The organism is Microbulbifer sp. (assembly GCF_036563125.1).
Lineage (GTDB): Bacteria > Pseudomonadota > Gammaproteobacteria > Pseudomonadales > Cellvibrionaceae > Microbulbifer.
Window position 1 is genome coordinate 1 of sequence record NZ_DATCMV010000021.1, and the last position, 15,565, is coordinate 15,565.

A 15,565-nucleotide genomic window follows, 5' to 3' on the forward strand; every position below is an offset into this window, starting at 1 on the left:
ATGGTATAGCCAGTGGGTTCCGGCGGCACATCGCTGAATGTCAGGCGCAGCTGCAGGCGGCTGCCGGGCAGTTCGGAAAACTGGATATCTTTTAACTGGCTGGCCAGGGTTGGCGCCGCCAGTGGCAGAATCAGCAGGCCCAGCAGCAGCGCTTTGGCGCGCGGCAGTGTATTGGCAGCCCGGGCCAATACGCAGGCGAGTTGCTTGGTGATCATTTTTAGTTGTCCTTCTCTTCCAAAGTCAGAGCCCGCGGCCGTTCAAGCCAGCCACCGGTGCCATCCGGCACAATTTCCAGTACATCGATCTGTGACGATGAGGCGTTGACTACACGCCCGTGATTTTTGCCCATGAAGTTGCCGATGGTGATGCGGTGGATACCACCGTCGCCATCGTTGATCAGCGCCCACAGCTGACCGCTGCGGGAGAGGGTGCCCACCATGGAGAGGGCATCAAAGGGGTAATTTTCCAGGAGCTCTTTCTGGCGATTCACGTCCGGCGCCACATCGAGCTTGCGGCCAACCAGACGCTGGTCCGCTTCCAGCACCGGACGCATGAACGGGCTGCGCAGGGCAGCGGCGCTGTACACGTATGGGCTATATGGAGTAAATGTCGGAATCGGTTCAATCTGGCCCTTTGGCTTGTGTTTGACCGCCGCCATTTTATCCTTGAGATCGCTGTGATTGCCGTCCAGGCTACAACCGGCCAGCGCCAGCAGCGCTGCGGTCAGGGCGAAGTATTTTTTCATCCCTCTGCCCCCTGATCCTTGTAGCGATAGGTCTTGGCGTTAACCACCATGTTCAGCAGCCCCTTTCCATCCTTACCCGCCTGAATATCGAAATCGTGCAGGGTGACGATTCTGGGCATGCCGGCAATACCGCTGATAAAGGCGCCGAATTCGTGATAGCCGCCCTGCACTTCGATGCGGATGGGCAGCTCCACATAGAACTCGCCCACCTGCTCGCCCTCAAGGGCGACTTTCTGGATAGTCAGGCCACTGCCGCGACCAAATTCATCGATATCTTCCAGCAGTCCTGGCACTTCAGTGTCCTTCGGCAGCTGCTTGAGCAGTGCGCCGAAGGTCTCTTCCATTTCCGCCAGCTGCTCGCGGTAGGCGTCCAGGTTCGCCGCCTCAAAGGACTTGCGCTCGAACTGGGTAAACAGTTCGCGCTCCTTGTTGGCCGCGAATTCCAGCTGGCTATAGCGGTCCTTGATCATGAAGAAATAACCGCCACCCACCAAGACCGCGGCAATCACGATCAATAGCACCACGCGCCCGGCCAAAGGCCAGACACCGACACGGGAGAAGTCGATATCGCTGATGTCCAGCTGATTCAGCTGTTTGAGAGTATCTTCAAGCGCCACGGTTACGCTCCACTGTTGGCGGCGTCGCCATCTTCTGCTTTTTTGCGGCCGCTGACACTGACCGTCATTTCAAATGCGCTCGCCTGCTCGCCGAATTCCGGCTTGGCGGTTACACCGGTAAGGTTGGGCGACTCAAACCACTCGGACTGGTCGAGACTGCGCATAAACGAGGAAACCCGGTTATTGGATTCCGCCACACCGGAGATCTTCAGGGTCTTGCCGGTGCGCGTCAGGTTCACCAACCACAGACCTTCTGGCGCCGCACGCACCATTTCGTCGAAATAGCGCACCGACAGCGGTCGGTTACCCTGGAGCTCCTGAATCACCCGCATGCGGTCGATCAGCTCCTGGCGACGCTTCTTGAGATCCTTGATCTCGCGCACCTGCTTGTCGAGAGCGGCAATCTCAGTCGTCAACAGCTGGTTGCGCTCATTCTGGTTGGCGATCTGCGCATCCACGGTCTTCATCCACATGAATACGCTGACCGCGGCTGCGATCACCACCAGCGCGGCGACCTGTTGGAATTCTTTCTGTTTCTGCGCCCGGTATTCCTGGCGCCAGGGGAGTAGGTTGATCTTTGCCATGTGTTAGAACTCCCGCTCGCGCATGGCGAGACCGGCGGCAATCATCAGCGACGGCGCCTCTACCGCCAGTGACTGGCGGTTGACCCGGGACGCCACACTCATATCCCGGAATGGGTTAGCCACCAGGGTGGGTTTATTCAGCTTCTGACCGACCATTTCGGCGAGACCGTCCATCGCGGCAACTCCGCCGCCGAGGAGGATGTAGTCCACATCGCTGTAGGAGGTTGAGGAATAGAAAAACTGCAGGGAGCGGGTGACCTGCTGAACCACCGCATCGCGGAAAGGCTCCAGCACCTCGGGGTAGTAATCGTCAGGCAGGCCACTGCCGCCCTGGCGCTTGGCCAGCGTGGCCTCTTCGGCCGACAGGCCGTAGCGGCGCTGAATTTCATCGGTGAGCTGGCGCCCGCCAAACAGCTGCTCGCGGGTGTATACAATGCGACCGTCTACCATCACCGACAGCGCACTCATGGTGGCACCGATATCCACAACCGCCACCACCAACTGCTCCTGGGCGGGGAACTGGTTTTCCATCAGGGTGAAGGCCCGCTCAATGGCGTAGGCTTCCACATCCACCACGCCCGGCTGCAGCTCCGCCTGGGTCAGCGCGGAAACCCGCTGCTCCACGTTTTCGCTGCGGCAGGCCGCCAGCAACACCTCGACCTGCCCCTCGCCCCGCTCTGACGGCCCCTGCACCTCAAAGTCCAGGTTCACCTCATCCAGGGGGTAGGGGATGTACTGATCGGCTTCCAGCGCTATCTGCGCTTCCAGTGCGTCGTCGGAGAGATCCGCCGGCATTTCCAGGGTCTTGGTAATGACCGCGGAACCGGACACCGCCACTGCAGCCTGGCGCAGACGGGTCTTGGAGCGGCGCACTACGTTGCGTATGGCTTCCGCAATCGCACCCACGTCATTGATATTCTTATCCACTACCGCATTTGGCGGCAGAGGCTCGGTTGCATAGCTTTCCACGCGGTATTTGTCGCCACTGCGACTCAGTTCAAGCAACTTTACCGAGGTGGAGCTAATATCGAGCCCAAGCATGGCTTTAGGACCCTTGTTGAGAAAAGGGAGCATCCCCATTTTTCTTATCTTTTCCGTGGGTTATCGAGGTTTGATGGTATAGCACTTTAAATTACCGTCGCAACCGCCTTTTGCATAGGTAACAGCGCACATTATTCGTATAATTGTCATACAGTGCCGACAATTTTGATCAAGACGTATACAGAAGCATTTTCATGACCAAAAAAGCCCGCAACCGCCTGCTGTCCCTGTTGTGGCTGGCGCTGGCCGGTGCCGCCGCTGGCGCCATGGCACTTTCCAGCATCTACATGTACCTGAAGCCCGGCCTCCCGTCGGTCGAGAGCCTGCGCGATATCCGCCTGCAGACACCACTGCGCATCTATTCCCGCGACATGAAGCTGATCGGTGAGTTCGGCGAGAAGCGCCGCAGCCCGATCACCATCGAACAGACCCCGGATATGTTCATCAAGGCTATCCTGGCGGCGGAAGATGACACCTTCTACTCCCACAGCGGCGTTTCCCTGAAGGGCCTGATGCGCGCCGTCCGCCAGCTGGTGGCAAGTGGCTCCATCCAGTCCGGCGGCAGTACGCTGACCATGCAGGTGGCGCGCAATTTCTTCCTAACCCGTGAACAGCGTTTTATCCGCAAGTTCAACGAGATCTTGTTGTCTCTGCAGATCGAGCAGGAGCTCAGCAAGGATGAAATCCTTGCGCTGTATATCAACAAGATCTTCCTCGGCAACCGCGCCTACGGTTTCCAGGCCGCGGCCCAGGTGTATTACGGCAAGGATATCAATGAGCTGAGCCTGGCCCAATGGGCGATGATGGCGGGGCTGCCCAAGGCACCCTCCACCTACAACCCCATTGCCAACCCCTCGCGCGCGCTGGTGCGGCGCAACTGGATCCTCAAGCGCATGCTCGATCTGGATTACATCGACCAGGACGAGTACAAGAATTCCATCACCGCACCGGTCACCGCCCGCTACCACAGTCGCGACCTGGACATGAACGCCCCCTACGTGGCGGAAATGGCACGCAAGGAGGCCGTCGACCTGTTCGGTGACGCCGCCTATACCGACGGCTACCAGGTCATCACCACGGTCGACAGCAAGTTGCAGGACAGCGCGCGCAAGGCGCTGCAGAAAGGCCTCGAGACCTACGACGGCCGCCACGGCTACCGCGGTCCGGAGCAACGCCTGGACCCGGAACTGCTGGCGGACAACGATCAGCTGGTGGACCTGCTGCAGGAAATCCCGGTGCTTGGCGGCCTGCAGCCCGCGGTGGTGACTGCGGTTGCCGACCGCAGTATCAGCGTGCAGCTGCGCGATCGCCGCGTGATCGAGATCCCATGGGATCGCGGTCTCGGCAGCATCCGCCCGTATATATCGGAAAATGCCCGGGGCGCGAGCCTCCAGTCTGCAGGCGAAATGTTCGCGCCCGGCGACGTGGTGCGCCTGCGCCGCGTAGTGATCTCCGCCGAACAGGTAGCGGAAGAACAGAAAAAGGCCCGCGCCGCTGCGATCGAAAACGCCGCCGAGAGCCTGGCCGGCACCGAAATCACTGACGATCCGTTCTCCACGCCAGAGGGGCTGTCCGACGAGGAAGAGCTCGAAGCACCACAGTCCCGCGAGGAGTGGCACCTGGCCCAGGTGCCCACTGCCCAGGGCGCGCTGGTATCACTGCAGCCGGAAGACGGTGCCATCCGCGCACTGGTGGGAGGTTACGACTTCCGCCAGAGCCACTTCAACCGCGTCACCCAGGCGGCGCGCCAGCCCGGCTCCAGTTTCAAGCCGTTTATCTATTCCGCCGCCATTGAACGCGGCTATACCGCCGCCAGTATCATTAACGATGCCCCGATCATTTTCGAGCAGACGAACCTGCAGGACGTGTGGCGCCCGGAGAACGACGGCGGCGACTTCCTCGGCCCGACGCGTCTGCGCAAGGCGCTCTACATGTCGCGCAACATGGTTTCCATCCGCCTGCTGCAATCCCTCGGGCTGGATCGCGCGCTAACCTTCGTCGAAGGTTTCGGTTTCGAACGCGACAAGCTGGCGCGCAACCTGTCCATTGCTCTCGGCAGCTCCGCGCTGACCCCGCTGGAGATGGTGCGCGGCTACGCCGCATTCGCCAACGGTGGTTTCCGCGTCGAGCCCTATCTGGTGGACCAGGTGCTGGATGTGCGCGGCGACACCGTGTATCAGGCGCTGCCGCTCACCGTTTGCCAGGAGTGTCCGGAAGCCGGCGAGGAACCCAGCGCGCAACCCGAACCCATCGATCTGCAGGCGCTGCAGCAAGACACCGCGCTGGCGTCCGAAGAACGCGAGCCCATCGAGCTGCGCACCCTGCCGGTGGCGCCGCTACAGGCAGACGAACAGGCGCGCCCCCGCGCACCCCGCGCCATGACCGCGGAAACCGCCTACATCATGGATTCGATGCTGAAAGACGTGATCAAGCTGGGTACCGGCCGCAAGGCACTGGTGATGAAACGCGGCGATATCGCCGGCAAGACCGGCACCACCAACGGCCCGCGGGACGCCTGGTTCTCCGGTTACAGTCCTTATTTGGCCACCAGCACCTGGGTAGGATTTGACGACAATACCCCCATCGGCCGCAATGAATACGGCGGCTCTGCGGCGCTGCCGATCTGGATCGACTTTATGAGTTCGGCGCTGGAAGGCCTGCCGGAGCGGCACCTGGCGCAGCCGGACAACATCGTCACCATGCGCATCAACCCGCGCACCGGGCTGCGCACCTCGAGCGGCGGAATCTTTGAGATCTTCCGCGCCGACAAGGTGCCGGGGCGCGAGACTTACAGCAACTATCCATCCATCTACTCGGATGGCCCGGAGGCGCCAGCCGCCGGCGAGCATCAGACCCAGGAAGAGCTGCCGGAGGAAATTTTCTGATGCGATAACGCGCCAGCAGTTTTCCGCTGACAAAGTGCAGCCACAAAAAAACCGCCTCACCGGGCGGTTTTTTTGTGGCTCTGATTCAGCCGTGGCATTCAGCGGCGATTGCGGTACTCGAGGCAGACTTCCTCAATCGTCGACAGGTCCGGAATCACCGCAAATTCGCCAGACAGGGCCACGTGCATCAGTTCGCCCATGGCGCACTCGCCTTCACGCGCCACCAGCTCTTCCGGGGTAACTCGCACCAGTCGAGGGGTGCCCTGCAGTACCACCGCGAAAAACGGCAGGTCACCGTCGCCATTGCCACTGCTCAGTACCGCGATACGACAGTTACTGCGCAGCACCGGCATGGGGTTGCCACGCATCACCTCAAATGACACCAGCGGCAAGCGCAGTTCCCGCCAGTGCAGCTCGCCCATATACCAGTCGGGGGCATCGAACGCGGAAACCGGGCTCTGCAGGGCAATGATTTCCGATAGCGTATCCACCGGCACCAGCAGGTGGCCGTCTGCCAGCGGCAGCAACAGGCTGCTCACTTCCTGCGGCAGTTCGGTGGTGGGCAGGGCGTCTAATCCGCTCATGCTGTGTACTCTCCGCCACGCACTCGGGCTTCAACAGATTCGTAATTAACCGGTACCGCCATCACACGTCCGCTCTGGTTTCGGTGTAGTCGCGGATCGCGCCCAACAGGATTTCCTCCTGGTAGGGCTTACCCAGGTAGTGGTTTACCCCCAATGACAGCGCGTGGTCGCGGTGCTTCTTACCGGTACGGGAAGTGATCATGATGATCGGAATATTCCGCAGGCGACTGCTGGAGCGGATATTGCGCGCCACCTCGAAGCCGTCCATACGCGGCATTTCAATATCCAGCAGCATCACATCCGGGATCACATCCTGCAGCTGGATGATGGCGTCCTGGCCATCTTTTGCGGTGATCACGCGATAGCCCTCGCGTTCGAGGAAGCGGGTGGTTACCTTGCGCACGGTCACCGAGTCGTCCACTACCATCACCAGCTTCTGCGCTACCGGCTCTTCGCGGCCGCTGATGGTGGTAATTTCCTGCAGCAGCGGTGCCTCCGGGCGCGCCAGCAGAGCGGCGTGCTTACGCAGCAGCGCGTGCGCATCGAGAATCACCACCACGGTACCGTCACCGGTTACCGTCGCCCCGGAAACCCCCTGAACACTGGCAAACTGCGGCCCGAGGCTCTTCACCACGATTTCCCGGCTGCCCATGATGGCATCCACCTGCAGTGCCATGGCGGTATTTTCCGAGCGCACCAGCAGCACCGGCATCTGCATGTCTTCCACCGCCAGGCGCGGCTGCGCACTGGACTGCAACAGGCTGCCGAAATAGTTCACCTGATAGGGTTCACCGGCGTATTCGAACCGCGCCTCAGGGGTGCGGTAATAGTGCTCCAGTTCGAACGGACTGAGACGCACGATACCCTCGATGGTGTTCAACGGAAGCGCGAACAGGTCGTCCCCCACCTTCACCATCAACGCACGGTTGACCGACACGGTAAACGGCAGGCGCACCACGAACTCGGTACCCTTGCCTATTTGCGAGCCGATGGTCACGCTACCGCCGATCTGTTTGATCTCCGCAGACACCACGTCCATACCCACGCCGCGCCCGGAAATCTGGGTCACCTTCTCGGCGGTACTAAAGCCCGCCTGCAGGATGAACTGCATGATCTCGTTGTTGGACAACTCCGCGTCCGGCCGCATCAGGCCGCTTTCGATGGCCTTCTCGCGCACCCGCATCAGGTTGATACCGGCACCGTCATCGCTGATAGTGATGACCACTTCACTGCCTTCGCGCGCCAGTGCCACGGAGATGCGGCCGCGTTCGGGCTTACCGGTGTCACGGCGTTTCTGCGGCGACTCGATGCCGTGGTCCACCGCGTTGCGCAGCATGTGTTCCAGCGGTGCCACCATACGCTCCAACATGGACCGGTCCAGTTCACCCTCCACGTTGGAGAACACCAGGTCCACCTGTTTGCCCAGCTCCGCGCCTACCTGACGCACGATACGGCGCAGGCGCGGTACCAGACGGGAGAAAGGCACCATGCGGCTGCGCATCAGACCTTCCTGCAGTTCGGTGTTTACCCGTGACTGCTGCAGCAACAGGGTCTCGGTGTCCCGCGCCTTGTTACCCAGGGTCTGACGCAACTCCAGTAAATCCGAGGTGGATTCCAGCAGCGAGCGCGACAGGTGCTGAATGGACGAATAGCGGTCCATTTCCAGCGGGTCGAAATCCACGTCCTGCTCTGCCAACTGCTCCTGGCGGAAATGGATCTGAGCTTCGGTTTCCTTGTCGAGGCGACGCAGCTGTTCGTTCAGTCGGCTCAGGGTGGAGTCCATCTCGTCGAGGGCGAGACCGAACTCCGACACCTGTTCTTCCAGTCGACCGCGGGAAATCGATGTTTCACCGGCGAGGTTGACCAGCTCTTCCAGCAGTTCAGATGCCACCCGCACCATTTCCTGGGGCTGGTTGCGGGGCTGCCCGCCGTTGCGGTCGCCGACATCTTTCGACTTGCGCACAAACGGCAGCACATTGCTGGCGGGGGCCGCAGCGGCCACCGGCACAGCCGCTTTTTCAATCACCTCTACCGGCGGCGCATAACTGTCGAATTCGGGTTCTTCGTGGACTTCTTCGTCCGCTTCGGCCACGTCGACAAATTCATGCTCTTCGGCAACCGCTGCAGCACCCGGCTGATGTTCTGCGGCGGCAGCCTCTTGTGCGATTTGCTCATCTGCCCAACGGGTGTCCAAGAGCGCACAGAAAGGTCCGATTTCCTCGCCTCCCATCCACGCACGCACGGTTTCGACGCCAGTCATCAGGCGATCGTAAATTCGGTGAGCGTCGACAAAGAACGCCGCAGAAGGCGAGCTGCCGCTCTGCATGTTTTCAATGACGGTTTCAAAGCGGTGCGCCACCTCGCCGAGCCCCATCAGCGCGGCCATACGCGCACCGCCCTTGAAGGTGTGCAATACACGCTTGAGTGCTTCCGGCGCACCCTTGTCTTCCGGCGATTGCTCCCAGTTCTGGATCAACTCATCGAGTTCATCCATCAGGTCGCCGGCTTCCTCCAGGAAAACTTCCACCACATCCGGGTCGATGTCCGCGAGCAGCGCGCGCTGGGTGGCGCTAATCTCGCCATCGGTTTCGGCAACTGCCGTCGGCACATCCACCTGTGGCGCAGGCACTGCTGGAGTTACCGTATCGTGTACCTGTTCGGTGCCAGCAGGCAGATCGTTCTGTAGCGCTGTTGGCAACTCAAGGTCCGCGACGGACAGGTTCTCGGTGAGGAATTCCTCAATGGTCGGCGCACTCTCGTCCGGGGTATCCGCGAGTTCGAACTCCGCCACTTCGGTATCGTCGAGGGCTTCCGCAGTTGCGAACTCAATGCCATCCAGTTCCAGCGTACCCGTATCGATGGCCTCAGCACGGACGACATCAACTTCAATGTCGGCTGGCAGCTCGAGGTCAATATCCTCTTCCGCGGCCGGCGCCCTGGCATCGATCGCGGACTCCTCGGCCAGCAACTCGTCAAAGCTCAGATCCGCCAGCAGCTGCTCGTCGGCATCCTCTGCGGCAACCACTTCCATATCGCCGGCTTCGGTATCATCGGCTTCCATCGGCGCAGCGACGAGAATCTCTTCGTCGAAGGTGAACTCGCTGCTGTCGATGCCGTACTCGGCGAGATCGATATCTTCTTCGCTGGCGCCGTCATCGCCCTGAGCGAGAGTGCGCAGGGCTTCGCCCACCACTTCGCTCACCGGCGGCAGATCGGTGGATGCGGCCACCGCGTCCACCAGATCCAGCAATTCGTTGTGCCCCTGCTCCAGCGCTGCCCACAGCGCGGGCTCTTCTTCCAGGTGACCGTCGATCACCTGGCGGTAGACCGCCAGCAGCAACTGGGACAGTTCCTGCAGCGTCGGCAGCTGCGCCTGGCCCGCGGCCTGCTGCAGAACATCCAGCTCTTCGGCAACCGGCAACAGAATGGCGGTTTCGCCCGGGTGCTGGCGCCACTGGTTCAGCATCTCGTCTGCGTCCAGCAGCACCCTCATGCCGTCGGCCATAATGACTGCCAACAATTGTGGGTCGACTGCCTTGGGCTCGTTGGCTTCGCGTTCGCGGATCAGGTGACCCACGGCGCGCTCCTGCAACTCGGCGACGCGTGCCAGATACTGCTCGGCGCGCTCCACGTACAGCGGCTCGCCGCGGTAAATCTGGTTGAGCACGGCTTTTACATAGCTGGCGGCATCGCTGATCAGTTCAAAGATGTCGCTGTCGATCGCCACCTGGTAGGTGCGCAGCTCTTTCACAAAGCGCTCGAGCGGTGCCATCAACTCCGCCACCTGGGTGACTTCCGCCATATGCGCGGAGCCTTTCAGTGTGTGCAGTGCGCGGTGCAGCGGATCTGAGGGTATGCCGTACACCGGTGCAGCACGCGCCATCTCGGCGAGGAATTCCGCCACCGTGGCCAGGTGTGTCTCCGCCTCCTGGGCGAAGATGTCCCAAAGCTGGGCGTTGTCGTCGACATAGTCGTCAATTTGACCGGTGATACCGTCTTCCACCGCTGGCGCAGCCGCTGCCGGCATCGATTGCAGCAGTGCCTCCGGCACTTCGCCGTGGGAGAGCTGCTTGGCCCAGGCATCCAGTTCCGCGGTGCGCGCCGGGTCGGGATCCCCCGTCTGGGTACGGAAGCCCTCTACCATGGACGGCAACTTGGCGATGACCTGCTCGATCAGCAACACATGGGCGCGGCCCGGGGTGACGGTTTCGTCGAGCACCCGGTTCAGCATGTTTTCCACGGCCCACGCCAGCTCACCCACCTCCAGCGCCTCCACCATGCGGCCGGAGCCCTTCAGTGTGTGGAAGCCGCGGCGGAACTCCACCAGCGCGTCGCGATTGTCGAAATTGGCCGCCCACATCGGGAAATAGTGGTTGATGGTGTCGAGCACCTCACCGGCTTCCTCGAGGAAAATTTCCAGAATTTCCTCGTCGATGATGCTGGCGTCATCGTCGTCTTCCAGCATCGGCACGGAGGCAACCGCCGGCGCTTCCGGCACACTGCTCGCACCGGTATCTGCCAAGGTTCCGTCGGCGCTATCTTTCGTAGCATGCGCGGGTTCATCGGTCGCAAACCAGCTTGCGTCCAACAGAGAGGTGTCGTCGTCACTGGACTCATTGACCTGCGCGGCACCGGCCTCTATTACCAATGAGGCGGAAAGTCCAGCGAGTGGATCTTCGCTTGCAGGGTCAGAATAGGTATCCGCTTCGGGCGTGGCGCTCTCTGCAGAACTGACTTCGTCGATATCGAGGGAATATTCAAAACTGTCGAGGGCGCGTTGCTCATCGTCACCCTGGGAATCCGCTTCCACCACAAGCGGGGTTTCGTCGGACTCGGATGCGGCAATATCGGCGTCCTCGAAGACAAACTCCGCGGCAAAATCTGCTGTATCGCCAGCTCCGTCATCGACCGCTGCAGTATCGACAACAACCGCAGTCTCAACTGCCACTGCACCCTCGCCATCGGCGACGGCGTAACCCAAGGTGGCGACACTGTCTTCCGCCAGCGCCAGCAACATGTCCGCATCCTCGATGCCATCGGCACGGCGCTCGAGGTAGTACTCGACGCTGGTGACGGCATCGGCGAGGGTATCCAACAGTTTCCAGTCCGGTTGGTCGCCGGCACTGATCAGACGCTCTTCGATATAGGCCTTGCAGGCGCCGACGATCTCCGCCGCACGCCGGTATCCAACCATGTCGAGGCCACCGCAGACTTCCTGCAAGCGCTTCGGCACTTGCGCGAGATGTCCGGCATCCCAGTGGCTGGCAATGTATTCGACGACCGCTTCCTTCACGGTTTCGAGGCCAATTCGGGCCTCGCGCAATACGCGGCCGGTGGCCTCGCCCATCAGCGGTGATTCGCTATCGTTGCGCCGGTCGCGCTCCACGGCGGCGGCGAGACCGGAGTCCAGCTGCACCAGTTCGGACGCGGCCTGCATCAGCAGTTCATCCGGGTCCGCGCTGCGCGAGGCATCGCGCAGGTATTCGTAGATCGCACGGGCACGGGTGCGCTGATTTTCCAGCCCCAGCACGCCCAGAGTATCCGCGATGCGCTTGGCGACAATGGCGGTATCGGCCAGCGGCGGGCGCTCGGCATTGGCGATGCTCGGATCCAGCGCCTCGCGCACATTGGCGAGCTCCTCACGCAACGCCGCCACCGCGGTACCCATGGCCTCGGGTCCCATGGCGAGTGCAGCTTCGGTATCTGGGCGCGGGGTCCCAGGTACGGCCTGGTCCAGGGCAAATTGCTGGTACAGCGCGCTTGTGCGCGGGCCGTTGGGGCCGGAGAGGTAAACGTAAAACAGCAGGTTGCGCAGCAGGTCGTGATCCGGGCGCGCATCCAGTACCCGCGCACCCTGTCCGGCGAGCAGGCGGAATTCCACATCGATGCGGCGCAGTAGCTGGCGCAGCGCCGGCAGTACGTTGACCCGGTGATCGGCAATGCCCTCAAGCAGGCCGCGCAGGATTTCCCACAGGTGCTGGCGCTGGCTACCGCTGTAGAGCAGCGCCATTTTTTCACACACCTTGTTCAGGTAGGCGATACTCTCGCCGCTGTTGACGTCGCGGATCAGGGACGCGGCAGCCACGTGGTACATCTTGCGCAGCTTGGCCACCAGCTCCTGCAGTTTGGCGTTGTTGCCAAGCAGTGGCTGGCGCTCGCCGGTGGCAAATTCCAGGGCGGACAGGTTTGGCGAGAACAGCGCGCCCTCGGTGATCAGGCGCTCACGGCGCACCGCGCGCAGGTCGTTCAACAGGGGCAACAGCAACACCGCGTTGTCGCGGCGCTGGAAGGCAATTTTTTCCAGGTACAGCGGCAATTCCAGCAGCGCGCGCATGAGGAATTCGCGGGTTTCATCGCTGTTTTCCACTTCGCCACTGGCCAGCGCGTGCACCAGTTGTTCCATTTCTTCAGCGAGCATGGCGGCGCCGGTCAGCTCCGCCATGTGCAGGCTACCGTGGACCTGGTGAATCAGGCCCAGGCAGTTTTTCAGCAGACCGGAACTGTCGGTAGAGGGGTCCGCGATAGAGGAATCCGAGGCAAAGGTTTCCAGCTGCTGGCGCGCCTGGGCCAGCGTCTCGTTGATTTCGCCTATCAGCCAATCCAGGGCTACAAAATTGGGATTGTCGCGACTCACGCCAAGTCCTCGGTAATTCAGTTTGCTCGCCGGCAGACGCTAACAACGGCCTGCGCCGTTCACCTGCTGCTCTGCACCTCCCCGGCGCCGTGCCGGCCGCGGGGAGGTCCGCTTTTGTCGTTATGGGTATCTGCGGTGGATCAGGCCATGGCCCGACCAGTGCGCTCTTCTGCGGTGAGCATGTCGAGCTCGTCTTCGGCAGCTTCGTCATCCAGCATCGGGAATTCTTCCGACAGCTGGGCCAGGTCACCGTCGTACAGATCGCTCTCACCGTCGACATCGTCATGGCTCGGCAGTTTGAAGCCGGCAACGGAGTCGCGCAGTGCGGAGGCGGTCTGGGCCAGGTTACCAATGGACTGTGCCGTGGCCTGGGTACCGGCAGAGGTCTGCGAGGTAATTTCCTGAATCACGTTCATCGTGTTGGAAATGTGGCCCGCGGAGGAAGCCTGCTGGCGTGCCGCGTTGGAGATGTTCTGAATCAAGGATGCGAGGTTGGTGGATACCGTTTCAATCTCTTCCAGGGCAACACCCGCGTCCTGCGCCAGACGGGCACCGCGCACCACCTCAGTGGTGGTGGATTCCATCGACACAACCGCTTCGTTGGTATCGGACTGAATCGCTTTTACCAGGCCTTCAATCTGCTTGGTAGCGGCGGCGGAACGTTCTGCGAGGCGCTGAACCTCGTCCGCAACCACCGCGAAGCCGCGGCCCGCGTCGCCGGCCATAGAGGCCTGGATCGCGGCGTTAAGTGCCAGAATGTTGGTCTGGTCGGCAATGTCGTTAATCAGGCTAACGATGTCACCGATCTCCTGGGAAGATTCACCCAGTCGCTTGATTCGCTTGGAGGTGTCCTGGATCTGCTCGCGGATGGTATCCATGCCCTTGATGGTGTTCTGTACCACCTTGGCGCCGTTACTCGCGATCTGTACCGAGCGTTCCGCTACCTGCGCAGATTCCGCGGCGTTCGCAGATACCTGGTCAATGGTCACCGCCATCTCGTTAACCGCAGCGGAAGCACCGGCAATTTCCTGGGCCTGGTGCTCAGAGGCCTCGGCCAGGTGCAGAGCGGTCTGCTGGGTTTCCTGGGACAGGGAGGATACTTCCTGTGCTGCGCCGTTGATTCGCGATACCAGCACGCGCAGCTGGTCGATGGTGTAGTTGATGGAGTCCGCGATCGCACCGGTGAAGGCCTCGGTTACGGTGGCGGAGGTTGTCAGGTCACCATCCGCGAGGTCGGCCAGCTCGTCCAGCAGCTGCATAATCGCCTGCTGGTTGCGCTCGTTGGTTTCGGACTCGGTGCGCAGGCTGCGGCGGGTGCCGGAGAAGGCCTGGATCATCATGGCGAAGATCAACAGTACGAACACACCGGCAATGATGAAAATGGTCTGGTTGTTGGGCTGGCGCTCGCTGGACAGGCCGCCGATGCGGTCGTTCAGAACAGACAGTGCTTCCAGCAGCTGCGGGGAGGAGGCCGCAATACCATCCGCCGCCTGGCGGGTGGCGAACAGCGCCGGGGTCGCTTCGAAGATTTCACGTACGGAGGAGCTTACGAACTCGAACAGCTCGGTAATCTCTTCCAGAGACTCTCGCGCTTCGCCGTCGGTCACGCGGGAGATACCCATCACCACGTCACCGCCTTTCATACCCTCAACCACTTTACCGAACAGGCTGGCGTCGGTGTTGAACTGGTCCGCTGCGGATTCCGCATCGTCACCACCCTGCAGCATCTTGTCGATGTTCCGGCCGATACGCTCGGCGCGCCAAACCTGCAGCTGGGCCTGCTCTACCTGATTGGCCGGGGCGTTGTTGGCCAGCAGGATTTCCACGATGTTGTTGTGCTCTGCCTGCAGTTCCGGCAGCGAGTCATTCAGGGTGCTCGCCACGTCGTTCAGGAAGATGATCGAATCCTTGTTACCGATAATGGTATCGGCCTGCTCGCGCAACTGGCGCCACACCTGGCCATATACTGCCAGCTCCTGCTCCAGCGCGCGCTTGCTGCCAGGGTCCATACCCTGCAACTCGTTCCAGGTGGCGGCCATCTGGTTGACGACCTTTTCCAGGTCCGCGAATGCCTGCTCGTCGCCCGCGGTGGCCGCCGGCGCGTAAGACACCACCTGATAGGACAGGGCGCGAAGTTCCGCCACGTCTTCCTGATACCCCTGGTCCCGGCCAGCGTAGCTCTGCACCAAGTAGATACTGACGAACAGTCCAATCAGTGTGGCGAGTACCAGCAGACCCATAAACACCGCCGCACTGTTACTACGCAGCGCGGAAAATGAACTCTGGGAGCCTGTTTTCATAATTTACTCCTGGCGGACCTGTCCCTCAGGCCAAATTCTTGTTGTCACCACTGTCGAGACCTCGCGGCCTCCCATCCCCTGTTACCCAACTGTGTGGGTTCCCCCAAAAACCGGCACTTGCCGACAACGGGCTTTGCGCGAACGAACGGCCAAAACCATCATCCGCAATAGGTTT

9 protein-coding genes are annotated in these 15,565 nt (G+C 61.3%); 1 reads left to right on the plus strand and 8 read right to left on the minus strand.

Going from position 1 to position 15,565, the window contains the following annotated elements; translation table 11 throughout:
- The 5 genes from VIL80_RS01300 to pilM all read right to left on the minus strand — a co-directional run.
- Window positions 1–215, minus strand: a 215-nt coding sequence (locus VIL80_RS01300; protein ID WP_332034361.1) for a hypothetical protein, incomplete at its 3' end; no start/stop codon positions are given.
- Between the two features lie 2 nt (window positions 216–217).
- Window positions 218–745 (minus strand): pilus assembly protein PilP, encoded by a 528-nt coding sequence (locus VIL80_RS01305; protein WP_332034362.1) that lies wholly within the window; start codon window positions 743–745, stop codon window positions 218–220.
- Window positions 742–1,362, minus strand: a complete 621-nt coding sequence (gene pilO, locus VIL80_RS01310) for a type IV pilus inner membrane component PilO (RefSeq protein WP_332034363.1) — start codon at window positions 1,360–1,362, stop codon at window positions 742–744. The genes VIL80_RS01305 and pilO overlap by 4 nt, the downstream gene beginning before the upstream one ends.
- A gap of 2 nt (window positions 1,363–1,364) precedes the next feature.
- Window positions 1,365–1,946 (minus strand): PilN domain-containing protein, encoded by a 582-nt coding sequence (locus tag VIL80_RS01315; protein WP_332034364.1) that lies wholly within the window; start codon window positions 1,944–1,946, stop codon window positions 1,365–1,367.
- A gap of 3 nt (window positions 1,947–1,949) precedes the next feature.
- Window positions 1,950–3,026: a pilus assembly protein PilM gene (pilM, locus tag VIL80_RS01320; RefSeq protein ID WP_332034365.1), complete on the minus strand. Its 1,077-nt coding sequence runs from the start codon at window positions 3,024–3,026 to the stop codon at window positions 1,950–1,952.
- 155 nt (window positions 3,027–3,181) lie between these two features.
- Here pilM and VIL80_RS01325 point away from each other — a divergent pair, with 155 nt between their 5' ends.
- On the plus strand, window positions 3,182–5,872 hold the full coding sequence (locus VIL80_RS01325; protein WP_332034366.1) for a penicillin-binding protein 1A: 2,691 nt from the start codon (window positions 3,182–3,184) through the stop codon (window positions 5,870–5,872).
- A gap of 98 nt (window positions 5,873–5,970) precedes the next feature.
- Here the strand turns inward: VIL80_RS01325 and VIL80_RS01330 are convergent, their stop codons facing one another.
- The 3 genes from VIL80_RS01330 to VIL80_RS01340 form a co-directional block, all read right to left on the minus strand.
- The gene (locus tag VIL80_RS01330) at window positions 5,971–6,456 is read right to left on the minus strand and encodes a chemotaxis protein CheW (protein ID WP_332034367.1); all 486 of its coding nucleotides are present in this window, start codon (window positions 6,454–6,456) and stop codon (window positions 5,971–5,973) included.
- Between the two features lie 61 nt (window positions 6,457–6,517).
- Window positions 6,518–13,090, minus strand: a complete 6,573-nt coding sequence (locus tag VIL80_RS01335; protein WP_332034368.1) for a hybrid sensor histidine kinase/response regulator — start codon at window positions 13,088–13,090, stop codon at window positions 6,518–6,520.
- A gap of 140 nt (window positions 13,091–13,230) precedes the next feature.
- Entirely contained in the window at window positions 13,231–15,390 is a 2,160-nt protein-coding gene (locus tag VIL80_RS01340; protein WP_332034369.1) for a methyl-accepting chemotaxis protein, read from the minus strand.
- Between the last annotated feature and the right edge of the window lie 175 nt (window positions 15,391–15,565).